This is a genomic window from Micromonospora matsumotoense (genome assembly GCF_900091525.1).
Taxonomy (GTDB): Bacteria; Actinomycetota; Actinomycetes; order Mycobacteriales; family Micromonosporaceae; genus Micromonospora; species Micromonospora matsumotoensis.
Genome location: NZ_FMCU01000006.1, coordinates 115,992 through 138,268 on the forward strand (window position 1 = coordinate 115,992; position 22,277 = coordinate 138,268).

Annotated in this window: 12 protein-coding genes and 1 pseudogene; 9 read left to right on the forward strand and 4 right to left on the reverse strand. The window is 73.5% G+C overall.

Annotation, left to right across the window (positions count from 1 at the left end; translation table 11 throughout):
* Positions 1-124: 124 nt before the first annotated feature.
* A complete protein-coding gene (locus GA0070216_RS14450) occupies positions 125-2,704 on the forward strand; it encodes a putative bifunctional diguanylate cyclase/phosphodiesterase (RefSeq protein ID WP_245722505.1) in 2,580 nt (859 codons plus the stop codon).
* A 31-nt stretch (positions 2,705-2,735) separates the two neighbouring features.
* Here GA0070216_RS14450 and GA0070216_RS14455 read toward each other — a convergent pair whose 3' ends face one another.
* Positions 2,736-3,755 (reverse strand): LacI family DNA-binding transcriptional regulator, encoded by a 1,020-nt coding sequence (locus GA0070216_RS14455; RefSeq protein WP_091245560.1) that lies wholly within the window; start codon positions 3,753-3,755, stop codon positions 2,736-2,738.
* A 446-nt stretch (positions 3,756-4,201) separates the two neighbouring features.
* On the opposite strand from GA0070216_RS14455, the gene GA0070216_RS14460 reads away from it, so the two are divergent.
* The 5 genes and pseudogenes from GA0070216_RS14460 (at position 4,202) to GA0070216_RS14480 (ending at position 12,223) form a co-directional block, all read left to right on the forward strand.
* Positions 4,202-6,667: a glycoside hydrolase family 2 protein gene (locus GA0070216_RS14460; protein ID WP_245722506.1), complete on the forward strand. Its 2,466-nt coding sequence runs from the start codon at positions 4,202-4,204 to the stop codon at positions 6,665-6,667.
* Positions 6,668-6,749: 82 nt separating this feature from the next.
* Complete coding sequence (locus GA0070216_RS14465) at positions 6,750-8,795, forward strand: FAD-dependent oxidoreductase (protein ID WP_091245564.1); 2,046 nt, start codon at positions 6,750-6,752, stop codon at positions 8,793-8,795.
* Between the two features lie 184 nt (positions 8,796-8,979).
* The gene (locus GA0070216_RS14470) at positions 8,980-9,909 is read left to right on the forward strand and encodes an acetyltransferase (RefSeq protein ID WP_091245567.1); all 930 of its coding nucleotides are present in this window, start codon (positions 8,980-8,982) and stop codon (positions 9,907-9,909) included.
* 182 nt (positions 9,910-10,091) lie between these two features.
* Positions 10,092-10,415 (forward strand): annotated as a pseudogene (locus tag GA0070216_RS14475) (ArsR/SmtB family transcription factor); the annotation flags it as partial.
* Positions 10,416-10,558: 143 nt separating this feature from the next.
* Positions 10,559-12,223, forward strand: a complete 1,665-nt coding sequence (locus tag GA0070216_RS14480; RefSeq protein WP_091245570.1) for a SulP family inorganic anion transporter — start codon at positions 10,559-10,561, stop codon at positions 12,221-12,223.
* A gap of 108 nt (positions 12,224-12,331) precedes the next feature.
* Here the strand turns inward: GA0070216_RS14480 and GA0070216_RS14485 are convergent, their stop codons facing one another.
* Positions 12,332-12,805: a DUF2690 domain-containing protein gene (locus GA0070216_RS14485; RefSeq protein WP_091245574.1), complete on the reverse strand. Its 474-nt coding sequence runs from the start codon at positions 12,803-12,805 to the stop codon at positions 12,332-12,334.
* 142 nt (positions 12,806-12,947) lie between these two features.
* Between GA0070216_RS14485 and GA0070216_RS14490 the strand changes: the two genes are divergently transcribed.
* The gene (locus tag GA0070216_RS14490; protein WP_091245577.1) at positions 12,948-13,982 is read left to right on the forward strand and encodes a transcriptional regulator; all 1,035 of its coding nucleotides are present in this window, start codon (positions 12,948-12,950) and stop codon (positions 13,980-13,982) included.
* Between the two features lie 10 nt (positions 13,983-13,992).
* Here the strand turns inward: GA0070216_RS14490 and GA0070216_RS14495 are convergent, their stop codons facing one another.
* Both GA0070216_RS14495 and ilvD read right to left on the reverse strand, forming a co-directional pair.
* Positions 13,993-15,381 carry a stress response protein gene (locus tag GA0070216_RS14495; protein ID WP_091245581.1) on the reverse strand — a complete coding sequence of 463 codons (1,389 nt, stop codon included), beginning with the start codon at positions 15,379-15,381 and terminating at the stop codon, positions 13,993-13,995.
* Positions 15,382-15,717: 336 nt separating this feature from the next.
* Positions 15,718-17,565, reverse strand: a complete 1,848-nt coding sequence (ilvD, locus tag GA0070216_RS14500; protein WP_091245584.1) for a dihydroxy-acid dehydratase — start codon at positions 17,563-17,565, stop codon at positions 15,718-15,720.
* 110 nt (positions 17,566-17,675) lie between these two features.
* On the opposite strand from ilvD, the gene GA0070216_RS14505 reads away from it, so the two are divergent.
* Together GA0070216_RS14505 and GA0070216_RS14510 are read left to right on the forward strand one after the other, a co-directional pair.
* Positions 17,676-20,087 carry a putative bifunctional diguanylate cyclase/phosphodiesterase gene (locus GA0070216_RS14505; protein WP_141723098.1) on the forward strand — a complete coding sequence of 804 codons (2,412 nt, stop codon included), beginning with the start codon at positions 17,676-17,678 and terminating at the stop codon, positions 20,085-20,087.
* Positions 20,088-20,326: 239 nt separating this feature from the next.
* On the forward strand, positions 20,327-22,213 hold the full coding sequence (locus tag GA0070216_RS14510) for an acetolactate synthase large subunit (protein ID WP_091245588.1): 1,887 nt from the start codon (positions 20,327-20,329) through the stop codon (positions 22,211-22,213).
* Positions 22,214-22,277 lie beyond the last annotated feature (64 nt).

The window sequence follows — 22,277 nt, forward strand, 5'->3', positions numbered from 1 at the left end:
CGCGACCACCGGCAGCTGGTGACCTGGATCACGGTGGGCGGGCGTAACCCGGTGAGTGATGCCTCGTTGAGCCGATAACCCCCTGTCGCACCGCCCCGTGTTCCCCCTCACGAAGGCGACCGCCGTGACCGTCGCTCACCTCCTCCGTCGCTCCCCGTCCGCACCGGTCATGCTGTCGGTGCTGGTCACGCTCCTGATCGGCGTCAGCCTGGTCGGTCTCCTCCGGCCGCTGGCGGCCACCACGATGGCCGGCGCCGCCGGTTGCGCCCTGGCCACCGTCCGGCTGTTCCAGTTGACCGCGACGGGCGGGCGGGAGCGCCAGGCCCGGCACCGGCGTCGGGCCGCCACCCTGCTCAACGTCGCGGTGACGGTGGTCGGGCTGACCGTGGCGGTCCTGCCGGTGGCGCCGACGTCCCGACGGGCCGAGGTCGTGGCGACCGGGCTCGGCGCGGCCACGCTGGCCTGTGCGATCGGTCTGCTCCTGCTGCCCGGCCACTCCCGCTTGACGCCCCGGGCCCGGTGTCGCCGTGGCGTGGACGTGCTCGGTCTCGGCACCGCCCTGCTCTTCGCCGGCTGGGTGCTGGTCCCGCCCGGCCCGGTGCCACCGGTGGTCCGGGTGGTCACCGTGGTCGGCGCGGGCGGGCTGGCCGGGCTGCTGGTGAGCGCGTTGGCCGACCGTCGTCGACGCCCCGGGGCGGCCCGCTGCCGGGTCGGGGTGGCGGCCGTCCTGCTCGGGCTGGCCGACCTGGTGGTGCTGCTCGCCTACCGGGCGCCGGAAGCGGCGCTGCTGACCGCGACGCCACTGCTGGTCGGTGGGGCGCTGCTGACCGCCGCCGGGATGGCCCGGGTCGCGGCGGGCGACCCGGCCGATCCGGTCGGCCCGCCGTCGGCCTGGCCCCGGGTGACCGCACCGGCGGTGGTGGCCACCGTGGCGGCGGCCGGCCACCTGGTGTTCGTCGACGGCTTCACCCCGACCGAGGTGCTGCTGGGGCTGGCGGTGATCCCGTCGTTGGTGGCCCGGGAGTTGATCTCCGCGACCGACAACCGGCGGTGGGCCGGGCGGCTGGCCGCCCGGGAGGCGTACTTCCGGACGCTGGTCTCCGGCGGCCGTGACCTGATCGTGGTGCTCGACGACGGGTTGCGGGTCCAGTGGCTCTCGGCGGCCGGTGAGCGCTGGTTCGGGTTGTGCCAGGACGAGGTGTGCGGGCTGCCGCTGGCCGACCTGCTGCACCCGGAGGACGCGCCGGTGGTGCTGGCCCGGCTGGCCGCCCGGCCGGACGACGGCGCTCCGCCGCTGGTGGCCCGGATGCGCACCGGTGACGGCGGTTGGCGGGAGATCGAGTCGACGGTGAGCGACCAGCGTGCCGTGCCGGAGGTGGCGGCGGCGGTGCTGTACGTACGCGACGTGGGGGACCGCCGTCGGCTGGAGCGGGAACTGCGTCGGGTCGCGGCCCCCGACCCGCTCACCGGGCTGGCCAACCGGCAGGAGCTGCTCCGGGTGCTCGGCGAGCGGGGCGGTCCGCCCGGTGCCCTGCTCCTGGTCGACGTGCACGTGCCCGGCCCGACGCAGGACGGTCCCGGCCCGGCGGTGGACGGCGACGCGCTCCTGGTCACCACCGCCCGTCGGCTGCGCGACGTGGTCGGCCCCCGGGACCTGGTCGCCCGGTTGTCCGGGGAGGAGTTCGCGGTGGTCACCGACGCCGGCTCGGTGCCGGCGTACGCGTTGGGCGAACGGCTGTTGGCCGCGTTGACCGAACCCTGCCCGGTGCCGACCGGGATGGCCCGGTTGCGGGTTGCCGTGGGCCTGGCCGAGCTGACCGGAACGGGACCGCAGGACGTGTTGCGCCAGGCCGACCTGGCCCGTCGCCGCGCCGTCCAACTCGGCCGGAACCGGATCGAGTGGTACGACGCCTGCCTGGAGGAACAGTTGGTCCGCCGGCTGGACCTGGAACGGGAGCTGCCCGGCGCGGCGGCCCGGGGCGAGCTGGACCTGGTCTACCAGCCGGTGCTGGCGCTGGCCGATCGACGGCCGGCCGGCATCGAGGCGTTGCTGCGGTGGCGCAGCCCCGTGCTGGGCACGGTGCTGCCGGCCGAGTTGCTGCCGGTCGCCGAGGATCTCGGCCTGCTGGGCGAGCTGGGGCGGTGGGTGCTGGACCGGGCCTGTCGGCAGCTCGCCGACTGGTCGACCGGGGGTCGGGAGCTGTGGCTGGCGGTCAACCTCACCCTGGCCGAGTTGTTGGCACCTGATCTGGTGCCCCGGGTGGCGGCGGTGCTGGCCGGGCACGGTGTCCCGGCGGAACGGCTGGTGCTGGAGATCGCCGAGTCGCGGCTCGGCGCGGATCTGCCGACGGTGGTGGCCCGGCTGACCGGGCTCCGGTCGATGGGGGTGCGTACCGCGTTGGACAGCTTCCGGGCGGAGCATGCCTCCCTGGCGCAGCTGCGTCGGCTGCCGATCGACCTGCTGAAGGTGCAACCCCGCCCGGTCGGGCCGGACGAGGATGCCCGGCCGCTGATCGACGTGGTGGTGGGCCTGGGGGAGCGGCTGGGGGTGACCGTGGTGATGGCGGAGCTGGAGTCGGAGCCGGAGGTCGACCGGGCTACGCGGGCCGGCTGCCGGTACGGCCAGGGCTTCGCACTGGCGCGTCCGGCGACCGCCGAGCGGGTGGAGGCGTACTTCGAGGAGTTCCCGACGACCTCCCGGTGACCTGCGCCGGCATGATCGCCGCTGAACCGGTTCATCTGACCCGGGGCGGTGCGGTGCTGCCGCGCGGGGTCAGGTGCGCCGTCTCGTCCTGGAACCCGCGCACCGACTCGCCGGCGATGACGGCGAGCAGTTGGCGGGCCGCGTGCGCGCCGTAGGCGGGAATGTCACGACCGAGCGCGGTCAACGGTGGGTGCACCAGTTGACAGAGCGGGGAGTCGTCCCAGGCCACGATGGACAGGTCGGCCGGGACGCCGAGGCCCATCTCCTGCGCCACGGCGAGCCCGGCGATCGCCATCACGTCGTTGTCGTAGATCACCGCGGTCGGGCGTCGGGCGGAGCTGAGCAGTCGTCGGGTGGCGCGCGCACCCTCCTCGCCGGTGTAGTCGGACCACACCGTCGCCGCGTCGGTCAGGCCGAGCCGGCCGCACACCTCGGCGAAGGCGTCGGTGCGGATCTCGGTGTGCAGCAGCGAGGGCAGCCCGCCGACCCGGGCGATCCGGCGGTGGCCGAGGGCGACCAGGTATTCCACCGCCTCGGCCAGCGCCGCGGCGTCGTCGGCCCAGACGTGGGCCAGGGTGCCGGTGTGGCCCGGCCCGCCGATCACCACGGCGGGCAGTTGCCACTCCTCCAGGGCGGGCACCCGGACGTCGTTCGTCCGCAGGTCGCAGACGAGCACGCCGTCGACCCGCCGTTCGGCCCACCACCGCCGGTAGACGGCGATCTCCGCCTCCTGGTCGGCGACCACCTGGAGGGTCAGCGCGTACGACCGGGCGGAGAGTTCGGCCTCGACGCCGCTGATCAGCTCCATGAAGAACGGCTCGATGCCCAGTATCCGGGCCGGTCGGCACAGGGCCAGGCCGACCGCGTCGGCGGTGGCGCCGGAGAGCGCGCGGGCGGCGCTGCTGGGACTGAAGCCGATCTCGGTGGCGATCGCCAGGATGCGTTGCCGGGTGGCCTCCGAGACACCCGGTTGCCCGTTGAGCGCATACGACACCGCGCCCTTGGACACCCCGGCGCGTCGGGCGACGTCGGCGATGGTCGGCCGCTTCACCGGCGTGTCTCCTCCATTTCCCACGGCCTGGGCGGGCCGTCCACGGGGCCGGGGTCGCCGGCGGTGCCCACGCTACCGGTGTCCGGTCGGGTCGACGCTCCCGGCCGGGGCGGTCATCCGTTACCGCCGACAAGGATTTGCTTGCCCGGTTAAGCGTACGGGGTGGGATGTGCGCGGGTGCGCCTCAGCAGCAGGTCGAGCGGGGTGAGGAGCGTCCCCGACCGCGCTTTCCCGCGCCGATGATCACGTGCAGATTGCCGGGTCGAGACGCTGTTAACCGGTCGTTGACACCGTGAGGGGTGGCCCGTACGGTGACCTCACTTATCCGGTTCAGTCAACGCCTGTCGATGTCATGGGCGTCCTCGACGTGTGCGCGGAGGATGAGACGAAACGGTCCTGGACGGCCGGCAGATCGTCCGGGGAATCATGGAAGGCGCGGTGAAGTCGTGAGTGAGCTGGCGTTGCGCGAGGGTTGGCAGCTGCGGGCGGTGGCCGGGGCGCAGGTGTCCGGCGCGGTGGCCGGGCGGGCGGTGCCGGCCACGGTGCCGGGCTGCGTGCACACCGATCTGCTCGCCGCCGGCCTGATCGACGACCCCTACCTCGACGACAACGAGACGGCGCTGGCCTGGATCGGCCGCACCGACTGGGAGTACGCGACCACGTTCGTGCACCGGCCCGGCGACGACGACCGGGTCGACCTGGTCTGCGCCGGGTTGGACACGGTCGCCACGATCACCCTCAACGGTGTCGAGGTCGGCCGCACCGCGAACATGCACCGGTCGTACCGGTTCGACGTGCGGTCAGCGCTGCGGCCGGGGGAGAACACCCTCGCCGTCCGGTTCGACTCGGCGTACCGCTATGCCGAGGAGCAGCGGGAACGGCTCGGCGACCGGCCGAACGCCTACCCGGAGCCGTTCGCGTTCATCCGCAAGATGGCCTGCAACTTCGGGTGGGACTGGGGGCCGACGGTGGTGACCGCCGGGATCTGGCAGGAGATCGGGCTGCACGCCTGGTCCACCGCCCGGCTCGGCACCGTCCGTCCACTGGTGACGGTCGTCGGCGGCCAGGCGCGGGTCGAGCTGCACGTCGAGGTCGAGCGGGTGGCCGACGTGCCGCTGACCGTCCGCGCCGAGGTCGCCGGGGTGGTCGGGGAGACGACCGTTCCGGCCGGGCAGCGCACGGCCGCGCTGACCCTCACCGTCGCCGACCCCGAGCTGTGGTGGCCCCGGGGGTACGGCGCGCAGCCGTTGCACCCGCTGACGGTGACCCTGTCGACGGCGGAAGGCCGCCCGCTGGACACCTGGTCGCACCGGATCGGGTTCCGCTCGGTACGCCTCGACACCACCCCCGACGCCCACGGCACCCCGTTCACCCTGCATGTCAACGACGTGCCGGTGCTGGTGCGGGGGGTCAACTGGATCCCCGACGACGCGTTCCCCACCCGGATCACCCGCGACCGGCTGGCCCGGCGGTTCACCCAGGCCGCCGACGCCCACGTCAACCTGCTCCGGGTCTGGGGCGGTGGCCGCTACGAGTCGGCCGACTTCTACTCCCTCGCCGACGAGCGGGGTCTGCTGGTGCAGCAGGACTTCCTGTTCGCCTGCGCGGCGTACCCGGAGGAGGAGCCGTTCGGCGCGGAGGTCGAGGCGGAGGCGCGGGAACAGGTGACCCGGCTGGCCGGCCACCCGTCGCTGGTGCTCTGGACCGGCAACAACGAGAACATCTGGGGTTGGCACGACTGGGGCTGGCAGGAGCCGTTGGCCGGGCGCAGCTGGGGGCGGGGCTTCTATCTCGACCTGCTGCCCCGGGTGGTCGCCGAGCTGGACCCGACCCGCCCGTACTGGCCGGGTAGCCCGTGGTCGGGCGTGGAGGCGATCCACCCCAACGACCCGGCGCACGGCACCACGCACATCTGGGACGTGTGGAACACCGACGACTACCCGAAGTACCGCGAGTACGTCCCCCGGTTCGTCGCCGAGTTCGGCTACCAGGCGCCCCCGGCGTACGCGACGCTGCGCCGGGCGCTGTCCGACGAGCCGCTGGCGCACGACTCGCCGGGGATGGCCCACCACCAGAAGGCGGCCGACGGGGACGCCAAGCTGCAACGCGGTCTCGACGCGCACCTGCCCGCCCCGGCCGACTTCGACGACTGGCACTACCTGACCCAGCTCAACCAGGCACGGGCCATCCAGCTGGGGGTGGAGCACTTCCGGTCGCACCGGGACATCTGCTCCGGCACCATCGTCTGGCAGCTCAACGACTGCTGGCCGGTCACCTCGTGGTCGGCCGTCGACGGTGACGGCCGGCGCAAACCCCTGTGGTACGCGCTGCGTCGGGCGTACGCCGACCGGCTGCTGACCGTCCAGCCCCGCGACGGCGGGTTGGCCCTGGTCGCGGTGAACGAGACCGGCACCCCGTGGCGGGCCCCGGTGACGGTGACCCGGACGACGCTGACCGGCGAGCCGAGGGCGAAGACGTCGTACCCGCTCGACGTGCCGGCGTACGCGGCGGTGACGGTGCCGCTGCCGGTGGACCTGGCGGTGGCGGAGGAGGGTCGTCGGGAGCTGGTGGTCGCCGAGGCCGGTGACACCGCCGAGCGGGCGCTGTGGTTCTTCGCCGAGGACCGGGACGCGCAGTGGCCGGCGGCCCGCTTCGACGCGACGGTGGAGCCGGTCCCCGGCGGGCAGCGGGTCCGGGTCACCGCCCGTACCCTGCTGCGCGACCTGACGCTCTTTCCGGACCGGCTCGACCCGGCGGCCGAGGTCGACGCGGCGCTGGTCACCCTGCTGCCGGGGGAGTCGGTCACGTTCAGGGTGACCTGCGGTGCGCCGCTGGACCCGGCGGCGCTGACCGCCCGGCCGGTGCTGCGCTGCGTCAACGACCTGGTCGACGGCGCGGCCCCGGCCTCTTGACACCCCCGATGCGATCAGCGAGGGTCGATGCATTCCGGGTGCGGCGGCGCGCTCCTCCCCTCGTTTCCGAAGGGCAGCCGTGATGTCGTCTGCGTTCACCCGCCGTCACCTGATCCGCCTCGGCGGGGCCACCCTCGTCGTCGCCGGCGTCGGTCCCGGCCTGCCCGCCCTGGCCGCCGGCACCGGTCTTGACCTGCCCGCCCTGGCCGCCGGCACCGTCACCGCCGACCTGGTGGTCTACGGTGCCACCTCGGCCGGCATCGTGGCCGCCGTGCAGACCCGCCGGCTGGGGCGGACCGCCGTGATCGTCGAACCGGGCAGCCACGTCGGCGGGCTCACCACCGGTGGGCTCGGCTACACCGACAGCGGCACCAGCGCCGCGATCGGCGGTCTCGCCGGGGAGTTCTACCGCCGGGTGTACGCCAGGTACCAGGGCGTCCCGGTCACCCCCGACTCGCCGATGCGGCTGGTCTTCGAGCCGCACGTGGCCACCGAGGTCTTCGACGAGTTGCTCGCCGAGCACGGGGTGCCGGTCTACCTGAACGCCCGACTGGCCACCGTGCAGCGCAGTGGTGACCGGATCACCGGCCTGGTCACCGACAACGGGCAGCTCTTCACCGGCCCGATGTTCGTCGACGCCACCTACGAGGGTGACCTGATGGCCGCCGCCGGGGTGTCGTACACGGTCGGGCGGGAGGCCAACGTCGCGTACGGCGAGACGATCAACGGGGTGCAACTGCGCGGGGCACACCAGTTCACCCTGCCGGTCGACCCGTACGTGGTGCCGGGCAACCCGGCCAGCGGGCTGCTGCCCGGCATCTCCGCCGGCCCGGTCGCGGCGAACGGCACCGGTGACGACCGGATCCAGGCGTACAACTTCCGGATGTGCCTGACCCAGTCCGCCGGCCGGGTCCCGTTCCCCCAGCCGGCCGGCTACGACCCGGCCGACTACGAACTGCTGCTGCGGTACGTGCAGGCCGGGTACACCGGGCCGTTCTTCACCACGCAGAGCGTCGGTGGTGGGAAGACCGACTCGAACAACACCGGGGCGTTCTCCACCGACTTCATCGGCGCGAACTACGCCTACCCGACGGCGACCCGGGCGCAGCGGGACAGCCTGACCGCCGACCACCGGACGTACCAGCAGGGGCTGATGTGGTTCCTGGCCAACGACCCCCGGCTGCCGGCGTCGGTCCGGGCGGGGGTCGCCCGCTGGGGCCTGGCGGCCGACGAGTTCACCGCTACCGGCGGTTGGCCCCCGCAGCTCTACGTCCGCGAGGCCCGCCGGATGGTGTCGGCGTACGTGATGACCGAGCGGGACTGCCGGGGCGCCGTCCGGGCCACCGACTCGATCGGGCTGGCCAGCTACACCATGGATTCGCACAACTGCCAGCGGGTGGTGGTGGACGGGCTGGTCAGGAACGAGGGCGACGTGCAGGTCGGGGTGCCCGGCCCGTACCCGGTCAGCTACCGGGCGATCGTGCCCGGCGCGGCGCAGTGCGCCAACCTCCTCGTCCCGGTCTGCCTGTCGGCCAGCCACATCGCCTACGGCTCGATCCGGATGGAACCGGTCTTCATGATCCTCGCCCAGTCCGCGGCGACGGCGGCGATGCTGGCCGTCGACGCCGGGGTGCCGGTGCAGCAGGTCGACGTCGCCGCCCTCCAGGCCCGGTTGCGCCGGGACGGGCAGCTCCTGAGCTGGCCGCCCACCGCCGACGGCGAGATCGTGGTGGACAACCGGGCGGCCGGGGTCACCCGGGCCGGGGTCTGGGTGGCCAGCACCGCCATCGGCGGTTACCAGGGGCCGGACTACGAGCACGACGGCAACACCGGCAAGGGCGTCAACCGGCTGCGCTTCACCCCGTCCCTGCCGACGGGCGGGAGCTGGGCGGTCCAGTTGCGCTGGACGGCCGACCCGAACCGGGCCGGCAACGTCCCGGTCGACGTGGTGCACGGCGGTGGGGTGACCACCCGGCTGGTCGATCAGCGCACCTCGGGTGGGCAGTGGGTGTCGTTGGGGACCTACCAGTTCCCGGCGGGTACGGCCGGCAGCGTGCTGATCCGTACCGACGGCACCGACGGGTACGTGGTCGCCGACGCGGTCCGCTTCCTGCCCGCCGTCGCCTGAGCCGGGGCGCGGTCCTCGGCAGCCCGGAAGCGGTGTTGCGGCGGTGCTGTGGCGTCGAGTACGTTTTTCCGGCACGCCGTCGAGCCGGAAGGAGGTCAGAACAATGTCCGATGTTCTGCGCCCCCTCCGCGTTCCGGCGTCCACGCGGAGCTGACCGGGGCGTTCGCCTTCCGGAGGATTCCCCATGACCGACCTGGTCATCCGCCCGCTCGTCGCGGGCGAGGAAGATCTGTTCGAGTCCATGCCCGACCCGCTGCCCCCACTACGCAAGATCGGTTACGCCGACGGCGTCGCCGGAGGTGGCTACCGCCCGGAGCGCACCTGGGTCGCCCTGCGGGGCGGCCGGGTGGTCGGCCGGGCCGCGTGGCTCCTGCCGCCCGGAGCCGCCGGCGCACCCTGGCTGGACCGCTTCGACCTGGTCGCCGAGCCGGAGGTGGGTGCGGCCCTGCTGCGCGCGGCCCACGACGCGCTCGGCGGTCCGCACCGGTACTACGCCGGCCTGCCGGCGCACTGGCGGCGTCGGCCGGAGGTGCTCGCCGTGGTCCGGGCACCACTGGCGGCGGCCCGGCTCGCCGGGCTGGTCGAGCAGGGTGAGCGGCTCCGGTGCTCGTGGGCGGGCACACCACTGCCGGCGGCCTCCGGCCGCTACGCCTTCCGTCCGGCCACCGACAGCACGGAGATCGACTCCCTCGTCGGCCGGATCGCCGAGCCGGACGTGCTGACCGGCCGCGAGATCGCCCAGGCGGTGGCCGGGGTGGACCTGGCCAGAGATCCACTGGCCTGGCTGACCGGTCCGGCCGCGACCTGGCGGATCGCCCTGGCCGCCGGGGAGCCGGTGGGGTTGGCCGGGCCGGCCGGGGACGCCTGTTTCCCGCTGCTCGGCTACCTCGGCCTGGTGGACGGGGCGGCGCGCGGCGACCTGCTGGCCGACTCGGTCGCGGCGTTGGCGGCCGAGGGCGCCCGGGAGGTGGTGGCCGACGTGGACGCCCACCGGGTGGCGGTGGTCGCGGAGTTGGAACGTACCGGCTTCCGGCAGCTGCGCTCCCGGTTGATCTTCGCGCCGGCCGACGGTGCCCTGGCTGCGGCGACCCGCGACCCGGGCGGGCCACGCTGACCATCGCCGTGCCTCGTCGGCCCAGCCTCGACTGACCCGCGTGGTGTGCCCCCGGCAGATCCGCCGGGGGCACACCACGCGATCGGGGTACCGAACGGGGAGTCACGAACCACGCGACAGGCTATTTGAAGAATTTCGCAAGTGCTAAAGTCTTCATGACTTCGAACGGAAGAAGGTCGCCGGTGTCGGTGCCGCTGTACCAGGCCAAGGCGGAGCTGTTCCGCACCCTCGGGCACCCGGTGCGCATCCGGGTGCTCGAACTGCTCCAGGACGGCCCGAAGCCGGTCCGCGACCTGCTCGCCGTCATCGAGGTCGAGCCGTCCAACCTCTCCCAGCAACTCGCCGTGCTGCGCCGGGCCGGCCTGGTCACCTCCTACCGGGACGGCCCGCTGGTGATGTACTCGCTGAGCACCCCCGACGTGGCCGACCTGCTGGCCGCCGGGCGACGCATCCTCGGCACCGTCCTCACCGACCGGGACGCCCTCCTCGACGAACTCCGCGCCGCCCCCGACCCGGCCACCGGCACCGTACCCGCCGTCGCCGTACCCGCCGTCGCCGTACCCGCCGTCGGTGGTCCGCCCGGCACCGGCGGGGCTGGGCGCGCGCCGCGTACCCCCGCCACGAACGGCTCGCCGACCCGGCCGGGCCGGTGAGCGTCACCGCCGTCGCCGACCGGGTCCTCGGCCTGCTGCCCGACCGCGCCGACTGGCAGGCGGTACGCCGCGCACCCCGCCGGGACCTGGTCGCCGGGCTGACCGTGGCGGTGGTGGCCCTGCCGCTCGCCCTCGCCTTCGGCGTCACCTCCGGGCTGGGCGCGCAGGCCGGGCTGGTCACCGCCGTGGTCGCCGGGGCGGTGGCGGCCGTCTTCGGCGGCTCCCACCTGCAGGTGTCCGGCCCCACCGGGGCGATGACCGTGGTGCTGGTGCCGGTGGTGCAGCAGTTCGGCCCGACCGGGGTGCTGATGGTCGGCGCGCTGGCCGGGTTGCTGCTGATCGCCCTCGCCCTGGCCCGCCTCGGCCGGTACGTCCGCTACCTGCCCACCCCCGTCATCGAGGGCTTCACCGCCGGCATCGCCGTGGTCATCGCCCTGCAACAACTCCCCGCCGCGCTCGGCGTGACCGACGCGCACGGCGACCGGGTCTGGGCCGTCGCCGCCGACGCGGTCGCCCGGTTCGTCGTCCATCCCCGGCCGGTGGCGTTGGCGGTGGCCCTCGGGGTGGCGGCGCTGATGTTGCTCGGCGCGCGCTGGCGCCCCGGCCTGCCGTTCTCGCTGCTCGGGGTGGCCGCCGCCACGGTGCTCGCCGAGACCGTCCCGGTCGACCTGGTCCGGATCGGCGCCCTGCCGCAGGGGTTGCCCGCGCCGTCACTGGGCTTCCTCGACCCCGGCGCGGTCGGGGTGCTGCTGCCGTCGGCGCTGGCGGTGGCCGCGCTCGCCGCGCTGGAGAGCCTGCTGTCGGCCACCGTCGCCGACGGGATGACCGTCGGGCAACGGCACGACCCGGACCGGGAACTGTTCGGCCAGGGCCTGGCCAACCTCGCCGCGCCGCTGTTCGGCGGCATCCCGGCCACCGCCGCGATCGCCCGGACGGCGGTCAACGTCCGGGCCGGGGCGGCGTCGAAGCTGGCCGCGCTCACCCACGCGGTGGCGCTCGCCGCGATCGTCCTGGCCGCCGCCCCGCTGGTGGGCCGGATTCCGCTCGCCGCCCTGGCCGGGGTGCTGCTCGCCACCACGGTACGGATGGTCGAGGCCGGCGCGCTCTGGGCGCTGGCCCGCGCCACCCGGGGCGACGCGCTGGTGCTGGTGCTCACCTTCGTCGTCACGGTGGCCTGGGACCTGGTCACCGCCGTCGCCGTCGGGGTGGCCGTGGCGGTGGTGATCGCGCTGCGCGCGGTGGCCCGCAGCGCCCGGCTGGAACAGGTCCCGCTCGACCGGGGTGAGCACAGCGCCGAGGAGCACGCCCTGCTGGCCGAGCACATCGTGGCGTACCGGCTGGACGGTCCGCTGTTCTTCGCCGCCGCGCACACCTTCCTGCTGGAGCTTTCCGAGGTGGCCGACGTCCGGGTGGTCATCCTGCGGATGTCGCGGGTGTCGGCGCTGGACGCCACCGGCGCACACGTGCTCGGCGACGCGATCCGGCGGCTGCGGGGCCGGGGGATCACCGTGCTGCTCTCCGGCATCACCCCCGACCACGACCAGGTGCTCGCCACCCTCGGGGTGGCCGACGACCTGCGCCGCGACGGGCTGGTCTTCGCCGACACCCCGGCGGCCATCGCCCACGCCCGGGAGATGCTGCGCGGCACCGTCACCACCTGACCGTGGCCGGCCGGCGCGCGGCGGTGGGCGACACCGTCGCCCACCGCCCGACGGGCGACGCGCACCTCGCCGCCCGTCGGGCTCCGGCCGGACCGGCCGCCGTCCTGGTCAGGCGCAGAGCGGCGAGCTGGTGTACGTGGTGCCGTTGTAGACGACCTCGCCGACCGCGCAGATCGTCGAGGTGTCGCCGTAGAGCTGGTCGCCGTAGTACTGGGCACCGGTGCCGCCGTACCACGACGTCGACTTGCGCGGGCTGTCCCGGTAGACGGTGACCTGCACCCGGTTCGGGGTCACCCGGTTGCTGATCTTGCCCCAGTTGGTGCCGCAGGTGGCGCTGTACCGCAGCTCCACCACCGCCAGCGTGGTCGCCCCCTTCACGATGTACGCCGGCTGACTGGTCGCGTTGCGGGCGTCGGCCGAGCAGCCGGTGTTGATCGGGTCGGTGCCGTCGCAGCCGGTGGTGGTGCAGCTGACGGCGCTGGCCGGGCTCGCCACGAGCAGGCTCGCGGCGACCAGGGTGCCGGCGGCCACGCTGGCCAACGTCCGGCGGGCGGCCCTCGACGTACGGGGTGCGGTGGTCATCGTTCCTCCGGTGTGGATGGTCGACTTTCGGTTCGGGATGAGTCGACTCCCATCTCTACCTTCCGTCGACGGCCGTCTCTACGCTGTGTGGCGTCGGACAATCAATAGCCGGCGCTGGTCAATCAATTTCGAGGAGTCACGGATGGCCCGGACGGAGCGGCCCCTCGATCCCGGCGCCGACCCGGTGCAGGCATTCGCCGCCGACCTGCGCAGCCTGCGCGAGCGGGCCGGCCGGCCGACGTACCAGGCGATGGCCCGGCGGGCCCACCGGTCGTCCAGCTCGCTGTCGGAGGCGGCCGGCGGCCGGAAGCTGCCCACCCTGGACACCACCCTGGCGTACGTCCGGACGCTCGGCGGTGACGAGACGGCCTGGGCCCGCCGCTGGCACGAGGTCGCCGCGCGTACCCCCGATCCTGCGCCCGACGACCTCGAACCTCCCGCCGCCGAGCCCCTGCCCGCCGGTGAATCGCCGTCCCCCGCCGCCCCGTCTCCCGTCGAACCGGCGGCCGTCGGGCGTCCGGCCGGGGACGCCGGTGCGGCTACCGGTGTGCGGGAGACCTCGCCCACCGGGCAGCCGTCGGGTGCGGTGCGGGCCGGCCGGTCCGACCGTCGGCTGCTGCTCCCCGCTGCCGGCGCGGGCCTGCTCATGGTGCTCGTCGTCGGCCTGGCCTCGATCGGCTGGCGCTCCGCCGACCGGCCGCAGGACTCGTCCGCCCCGCCCGCCGGGGTGGCGACCCCGACACCCGTCGGGTCCGTCCCCGCCGTGCGGGTGCACGACGGGGCGGACCCCAAGGACGCCGGATGTGCCGCCGATCCCGCCGTCGCCACCGTGGACAGCGCGGCGGTGCTGATCGACGAGCGGGTGATCGGCCTGGTGGAGCTGAGGTACTCACCGGTCTGCGGGGCGAGTTGGCCCCGGTTCATGCCGGCCCCGGCGGGCGCTCCGACCGTGCCCCGGCCGGCCCGGGTGGTGCTCGCCGTCACCGACGGGGACACCCCGGCCCGCAGCCACGACTTCACCATCGACTACGCCGGCATCTCGGCCTACGGCAACCTGCTGACCAGCACCCGGACCTGTGTCTGGGCCCAGGTGCTGATCACCGGCGCGGGCTGGTCGTCACCGCCGGCCCGGACCGGCTGTTACCGGGGCGCCACCCAGGTCCGCCCCATTCCCTGAGCCCACCGGGTCACTCCTGAGACCGGCCGGCCGACCCGTGTCGCACCGCCGGACCGTCGAACTCCGGGGCGTCCTGGGAGGAGATGGCGGTGGAGACGAGACTGGCGGCCACCGGCTGCACCGGGGTGACGTCGTCGGGGGTACGCAGCCGGGGTGGCGCAGGCATCCACGGCTTCAGGTTCTGGATGATGTGCTGATAGAAGTCGTCGACCGCGTGCAGCACGGAGTCGATGAACGCACCCCGGCCGGTGCCACGCTTGGTGCCTGCGGTGGTGCTCTGGGCGACCCGGAAGGCGCGCAGTTCACGGGACGGGTCGGTGATCAGCGTCGTGGGCTCCTCGCGGACCTGGCGCAGGAGGTCGGTCGCGCCGCCGCCCCGGGCATGCATGGCGAACGCCTCGATCCGCAGGCTGTCCGGTGCCTCCTTCAACTGGCGGACCAGCCAGTTCACCCTCGTCGTCGGTCGACCGGAGCGCGGGGCGTCCACGTCGACGTGGCAGACGATCTGCCCGGCCCGCAGGTCGGCCGTGACCTGAAGCGCGCCGACCGCACCGGGAATCCTGATGCTGCCGGTCAGGGTCCCGGTGGTGACGAGCTGGTTCACCAGCGACTGGGTACGGGCGGCCGGATCGGCGAGGTCACGACGGCTCAACGCGGGGGTGACCTCGGTGCCCAACTGTCGGCCGAGACGCAGGCAGGCGTAGCGGATCAGCGCGTCGAAGCGGCCGGCCACCTCCGCCGCGCCGCCGTCGTTGGCCCGTAGCGTCCCGGCGGACACCCCGTCGCGTACCGGCACCCAGGCCGGTCCCATGTCACTGAACTCCAGCGCGCCGGAGCGGGGATGTTCGAGGTATCTGATCAGCTCGCCGAGGACCCAGGCCTGGTCCGGGTCGGCGACGCCGCGATACTCCTTCTGGATCACCGCCTGGGTCAGGATCTCCGACCAGGGCAGGTGGTACAGGGCGACCTTGCGCAGCTTGCGCCGGTCGACGGTGGTCGGATGCTGGCCCGGCACGGGGGCGATCTCGTTGGAGATCGTGATGAGGGCGTCGAAGCCCTGCTCCCGGGCGATGTCGAGGTACGCCTCCAACTGGTCGGACTTCAGCGTGTTGCCGCCGGTCTTCACCTCGACCAGGGCGGTCCACTGCCGCTGTCCCCGGGTGACGCGGATCAGGCCGTCCGGGAAGAGTTGCTGGGTGCCGAGCTTGAAGGGGACCTCGATGAAGGTCTGCACGGTGCCGGCCGGCGCTCCGAGGGACTGGGTCAGGACCCGCCCGAACTCGCGTACCGCGCTCATCACCGCCAGCAGGGCGGAGGTCGCCCGGCGTTCCTGTTCCTCTGCGCCGTTGATGCCTGAGGTGGGGATCAGACGGGCGGCGAGCCAGGTCTCCTCGGACATGCGATGACTCCTCGTGAAGGCGGTGGTACGAGAAGTTACTCGGCGAACCGGGGAGAAACCGGCGCGACTGTCGGCGCGAACGCACCGAAGAAGCTGCCGGATCGGGCGTCAGTCGAGTCGCCCGGTCGGCTGCGGCTGTCGGACGGAGCTGTCGACATCATCGCTTTGGTCCGTCACGACACTTCTGTCCGGTAGCCGACTGCGGCCAGCCAGCGAAGCGCGTTGGTGCCGACGCCCGGGGTTGATTGATCGACTCTTTGGGGGCGATGTAGCGGTGTCCCCGTGTAGGGATACCGCTACATCGCCGACGTGGAGACGATCAACCCGCCCGGCCGGTCACTCCGGGACGCGGCGGTACGCGCCGTCGCTGGCCGAGGTCGCCATCGAGGCGTACGCGCGCAGGGCGGCGGACACCGGGCGCTGCCGGTCGAGCGGGGTGTAGGGCCGGTCGCGCTTCTCCTGTGCCACCCGGCGGGCCTCCAGCACGTCGTCGGGCACGTTCAGCTCGATCGACCGGGCCGGGATGTCGATGACGATCTCGTCGCCGGGCTCGACCAGCGCGATCAGGCCACCGGAGGCCGCCTCGGGGGAGGCGTGCCCGATGGACAGCCCGGAGGTGCCGCCGGAGAACCGGCCGTCGGTGAGCAGCGCACAGGACCGGCCCAGCCCGCGCCCCTTGAGGAACGAGGTGGGGTAGAGCATCTCCTGCATGCCGGGGCCGCCCTTCGGGCCCTCGTAGCGGATCACCACGACGTCGCCGGCGACGATCTCCTTGGCGAGGATCGCCGAGACCGCGTCGTCCTGCGACTCGTAGACCTTGGCCGGGCCGCGGAAGGTCAGGCAGTCGTCGGGCACCCCGGCGGTCTTCACCACGCAGCCCTCCGGCGCGAGGTTGCCGTGCAGGATGGCCAGCCCGCCGTCGGCGCTGTAGGCGTGCGCCCGGTCCCGCACGCAGCCCTCGGCGGCGTCGGTGTCCAGGGTCGACCAGCGGTTGGTGGTGGAGAACGGCTCGACGGTACGCACCCCGCCGGGCGCGGCGTGGAACAGCTCCACGGCGGCCGGCTTCGGCGAGCCGCCCCGGACGTCCCAGTCGGTGAGCCACTGGGCCAGCGAGGGGGAGTGCACCGCGTGCACGTCGCGGTGCAGCAGGCCGGCGCGGTCCAGCTCACCGAGGATGGCCGGGATGCCGCCGGCCCGGTGCACGTCCTCCATGTGGTAATTCGGGGAGTTCGGGGCGACCTTGGCCAGGCAGGGCACCCGGCGGGAGACGGCGTCGATGTCGGCGACGGTGAAGTCCAGCTCGGCCTCGCGGGCGGCGGCGAGCAGGTGCAGGATCGTGTTGGTCGACCCGCCCATCGCCACGTCGAGGGCGACCGCGTTGTCGAACGCCTTGCGGTTGGCGGTGTTGCGGGGCAGCACCGAGGCGTCGTCGTGGTCGTACCAGCGCTTGGCGATGTCGACGACGGTGCGGCCGGCCTCGACGAAGAGCGACCGGCGCGCGGCGTGGGTGGCCAGCGTCGAGCCGTTGCCGGGCAGGGCCAGGCCGATCGCTTCGGTGAGGCAGTTCATCGAGTTGGCGGTGAACATGCCGGAGCAGGAGCCGCAGGTCGGGCAGGCGGAGCGCTCGATCTCGCCGAGCTGGTCATCGGTGACCGCCTCGTTGGAGGAGGCGATCATCGCGTCGATCAGGTCGATCTTGGAGTGCACCACGCCCTCGATCGCCACCGTCTTGCCGGCCTCCATCGGGCCGCCGGAGACGAAGACGGTCGGGATGTTGAGCCGCAGCGCGGCCAGCAGCATCCCGGGGGTGATCTTGTCGCAGTTGGAGATGCAGACCAGGGCGTCCGCGCAGTGCGCGTTGACCATGTATTCCACCGCGTCGGCGATCAGCTCCCGGCTGGGCAGCGAGTAGAGCATCCCGCCGTGGCCCATGGCGATGCCGTCGTCCACGGCGATGGTGTTGAACTCGCGTCCCACCCCGCCGGCCTCGGCCACCGCGTCCGCGACCAGGCCACCCATGTCCTTGAGGTGGACGTGACCGGGGACGAACTGGGTGAAACTGTTCGCGATGGCGACGATCGGCTTGCCGAAGTCGTCGTCGGTCATCCCGGTGGCCCGCCAGAGGGCCCGGGCGCCGGCCATCGTCCGACCGTGGGTGGAGGTCCTCGACCGCAGCTCAGGCATGGGTACCAGTCTTGCACCGTCCGGCGGGCGACAACCACCGCGCACGCCGTGTCCCAACAGTTGCACACCCGGTACCCCGTGGCCGACGCCGATCCGGCACAGTTGAGGTCGTGCGTTTACCCCCGGGCATGGTCGCCGTGGCGGTGTTGAGCGGCCTGCTGGCCGCCGCCGCCACCGCACTGCTGGCCGACTCGGCCCGGCGACGCGGCGGGCCGCACCGTCAGGCGCACCTGCTCTTCGCCCTGGCCGCCGCCGTCGCCCTGGCCACCCTGGTGGCCGGCACCGTCGCGTTGCTCGGCGCGACCGAGCACGGGGCGCACCAGCGCGGGCAGAAGATGGGTTGGGCCTCGCTGATCTCCGTCGGCACCGCGCTGACCGGGCTGGCGTTCTGCGCCGGGCTGCTCCGGCTGCCCGGCGCGATGGTGGCCCGGGCCGCCGCCGCGCGGTTGCTGCTCGACGGGTTGACCGTGGCCGCCGCGATCTGGTTCGTCGGCTGGGTGCTCTTCTCGGAGCCGACCCGGCTGCTCGGGCCGGCGACGCCGACCGCCTGCCCGGCCATCCTGCTCGCGTCGGTGACCGCGGCGCTCACCGCCGGCCTCACCTCGATCGTGGTGGCCCGCGCCGACGGCCCCCGGGCCCGGCTGGCCGTGCTCGGCACCGGCATCACCGCGACCGCCACCGGTGGTCTCGGGGTGGCCGCCGGGGTCTGCCAGGGCGGCTCGGGGATGGCGGTGACCGGTATGGCGCTGCTCGCCGTGGGCCTGCTCGCCGGGGCGCTCGCCGTGCACCGGGTGGACGCCCCCGGCCAGGTCGACATCGACCTGATCCGCCGTGACGGCGAGTACGCCTTCATCCCGATGGTCGCGATGGCCGGCTCGGCGATGTACCACCTGGTGCAGGGCGGCCGGTTCGACGCGCTGGCCATCATCGCCGGCAGCCTGGAGGGGTTCGCGCTGGTCACCCGGCAGTACCTCACCCTCAACGACGTCCGCCGGTACGCCAGCCGGCTGGCCGAGCGGGAGGCGCACTTCCGTGAGCTGGCGCACACCGATCCGCTGACCAGCCTGGCCAACCGGCGCGGCCTGCTGCGGGAGATGCAGCGCTGTGCCGCCGAGGGGGCTGACTGCGTGCTGCTCGGGCTCGACCTGGACGGCTTCAAGAACGTCAACGACATGCGTGGCCACGACGTCGGTGACATGGTGCTGGCCGAGGTGGGCCGGCGGCTACGGAGCAACCTGCGCCCCGGTGACCTGGCCGCCCGGCTCGGCGGCGACGAGTTCGCGGTGCTGATGCGGGGCCGGCCTACCGACGCGGATGTGGTGGCCGAGCGGCTGCTGGGAGTGCTCGGCCGGCCGTACGACCAGGCGGGCGGGGCGGTCTTCCTCTCGGTCAGCATCGGGGTGGCCGGCCAGGCCGGCGATCCGGACGTGGTCGGCCTGCTGCGCCACGCCGACCTGGCCCTGCGCTACGCCAAGCAGCGCGGCAAGAACCGGATCGAGCGCTACGACGGCAGCTACGACCGGCTGCTGACCCGGCGGACCCGGCTGGAGCACGAGATGCGCGGCGCGATCGAGCGCGACGAGTTGCGGCTGGCCTTCCAGCCGGTCGCCTCGCTGCCCTCGGTCCGGCCGGTGGGCGCCGAGGCGCTGCTGCGGTGGCACCATCCCGAGCTGGGCAACATCCGGCCGGACGAGTTCATCCCGCTGGCCGAGGAGTGCGGGATGATCGCCAAGCTGGGGGCCTGGGTGCTGCACCAGGCGTGCTGGCAGTTGTCCCGCTGGCTCGCCGACGGCCACGACGTCTGGGTCTCGGTCAACGTCTCCCCGCGTGAGTTGCACGCCCCGGAGTACGTGGTGCAGGTCGCCGAGGCGCTGCGCGCCCACCACGTGCCGCCGCAGCGGCTGGTGCTGGAGGTCACCGAGCACGCCGTCGCCACCGATCTGGACGAGTTGATCCGCCGGCTGACCGCGCTGCGGCTGACCGGCGTGCGGATCGCGTTGGACGACTTCGGCGCGGGGTACTCGTCGCTGGGGCAGCTGCGCCGGCTGCCGATCGACATCCTCAAGATCGACCACAGCCTGGTCGCCGAGCACGAGCCGGTCCGCCCGGTGGGCCGGGACGGGCCGGCCTTCGCCCCGATGGTCGACATCGTCATGCGGCTGGGCCATCAGCTCGGCATGGAGGTGATCGCCGAGGGGGTCACCACCCCGACGGAGCTGGCCGCGGTGGTCGCCGCCGGGTGCCGGTTCGGTCAGGGCGCGCTCTTCGGCTGGGGGGTGCCGGCCGAGCATCTGGAGGCGATGCTGGAGGCGGCCACCTCGCCGGGAGCCCGCCCGGCCTCGGCCCCGCCGGCCCCACCGCCACCGCCACGGCTACCCACCCCGTCGCCGCTGCTGCCCCGGCTGCGATCCCACCCACCGGTGTCGCCGCCGGTGCCCACCCCACGCCCCGCGTACGAGGAGTCTGCGCAGGCCGGGCCGGTTGACGAGACGCCCACCGGAGACGGTGTCCCCCGTTCGTGAACCAACATGTGGGATCAGTTGACTCATCGCGTGAGATGCGTCAGGCTTGGCCCATGTCGTCGAACCGGTCGCTGCGAGTACTTACCTGAGCGCACTCTCCTGCTGTCGAGAGTGCGCTGGCCCCGTGCATCTGCACGAGGGCCGTTTTTATTGCCGTCGGAACCACCGGGGCGCGCAGTCGCCCCCGTCGCACCTGCCGTAGCAGCTCCACCCAACTCCAGCCGAAGGCCTGAACCGCCATGACGAGACCCACGCCAGAGACCCTCGCCCACTCCGCCCGGCGGGCCCGCACGGTCACCGAGCCGGCCGGCGACGCCGACCCCACCACCACGCCGCGAGCCACCGCCGCTGCGGCCACCCCGGCCGTACGGCCGTCCGGCCCGGTCCCGGTCTCCGGCGCCGGTTCGCTGGTGCGGTCCCTGGAGGCGCTCGGCGTCGACGTCGTCTTCGGCATCCCCGGCGGGGCGATCCTGCCCGCCTACGACCCGCTCTACGACTCGTCGGTGCGGCACATCCTGGTCCGGCACGAGCAGGGCGCGGGTCACGCCGCCACCGGTTACGCGCAGGCCACCGGCCGGGTCGGTGTGTGCATCGCCACCTCCGGGCCGGGCGCGACGAACCTGGTCACCCCGATCGCCGACGCGTACATGGACTCCGTCCCGATCGTCGCGATCACCGGCCAGGTGGCCCGCCCGTCGATCGGCACGGACGCCTTCCAGGAGGCGGACATCCAGGGCATCACGCTGCCGATCACCAAGCACAACTTCCTGGTGCAGACCGCCGAGGAGATCCCGCAGGTCCTCGCCGAGGCATTCCACCTGGCCGCGACCGGTCGTCCGGGACCGGTGCTGGTGGACATCCCCAAGGATGTCCTCCAGGCGGCGACCAGCTTCTCCTGGCCGCCCACCCTGGACCTGCCCGGCTACCGGCCGACCCTGCACCCGCACGGCAAGCAGATCCGCGAGGCGGCCCGGCTGATGAGCGGCGCCCGCCGGCCGGTGCTCTACGTCGGCGGCGGGGTGCTCAAGGCCGGTGCCACCGAGGCGCTGCGCCAGCTCGCCGAGCTGACCGGCATCCCGGTGGTGACCACGCTGATGGCGCTGGGCGCGTTCCCCGACTCGCACCGCCAGCACCTGGGCATGCCCGGCATGCACGGCACCGTCGCCGCGGTCTACGGCCTGCAGAAGGCCGACCTGATCGTCGCGCTGGGGGCCCGGTTCGACGACCGGGTGACCGGCAAGCTGGACTCGTTCGCCCCGGACGCGACGGTGGTGCACGCCGACATCGACCCGGCCGAGATCGGCAAGAACCGGCACGCCGACGTCCCGATCGTGGGCGACGCCAAGCACGTCATCGAGGAGTTGATCGCGGCGGTGACGACCGACCAGAAGGCCGGCCGCCGCACCGACCTCGGTGACTGGTGGCACCAGCTCGACGACCTGCGCGAGCGTTACCCGCTGGGCTACGACGAGCCCGCCGACGGCACCCTGTCCCCGCAGTACGTGATCAAGCGGCTGGGCGAGATCGTCGGCCCGGACGCGATCTACGTGGCGGGGGTCGGCCAGCACCAGATGTGGGCCAGCCAGTTCATCTCGTACGAGAAGCCGGGCACCTGGCTCAACTCCGGCGGCCTCGGCACCATGGGGTACGCCGTCCCGGCGGCGATGGGCGCGAAGGTCGGCCGGCCGGAGACGGTGGTCTGGGCGGTGGACGGCGACGGCTGCTTCCAGATGACCAACCAGGAGCTGGCCACCTGTGCGCTGGAGGGCATCCCGGTCAAGATCGCCGTGATCAACAACGGCAACCTGGGCATGGTCCGGCAGTGGCAGACCCTGTTCTACGAGGGGCGCTACTCCAACACCGAGTTGGGCACCCACAAGCACCGCATCCCGGATTTCGTCAAGCTGGCCGAGGCGCTCGGCTGCATCGGCCTACGCTGCGAGAACGCCGACGACGTCGACAAGACGATCGAGGCGGCGATGGCGATCACCGACACCCCTGTGGTGATCGACTTCGTGGTCGGCAAGGACGCGATGGTCTGGCCGATGGTCGCCGCCGGCACCAGCAACGACGAGATCATGTTCGCCCGGGGCGTCCGCCCGACGTTCGACGAGGACGACCTCTGACATGAGTGCCCGATTCCCCGTGACCGTGCGCTGGCACGGCCCGACCGAGCGAAGCGAGACGGCG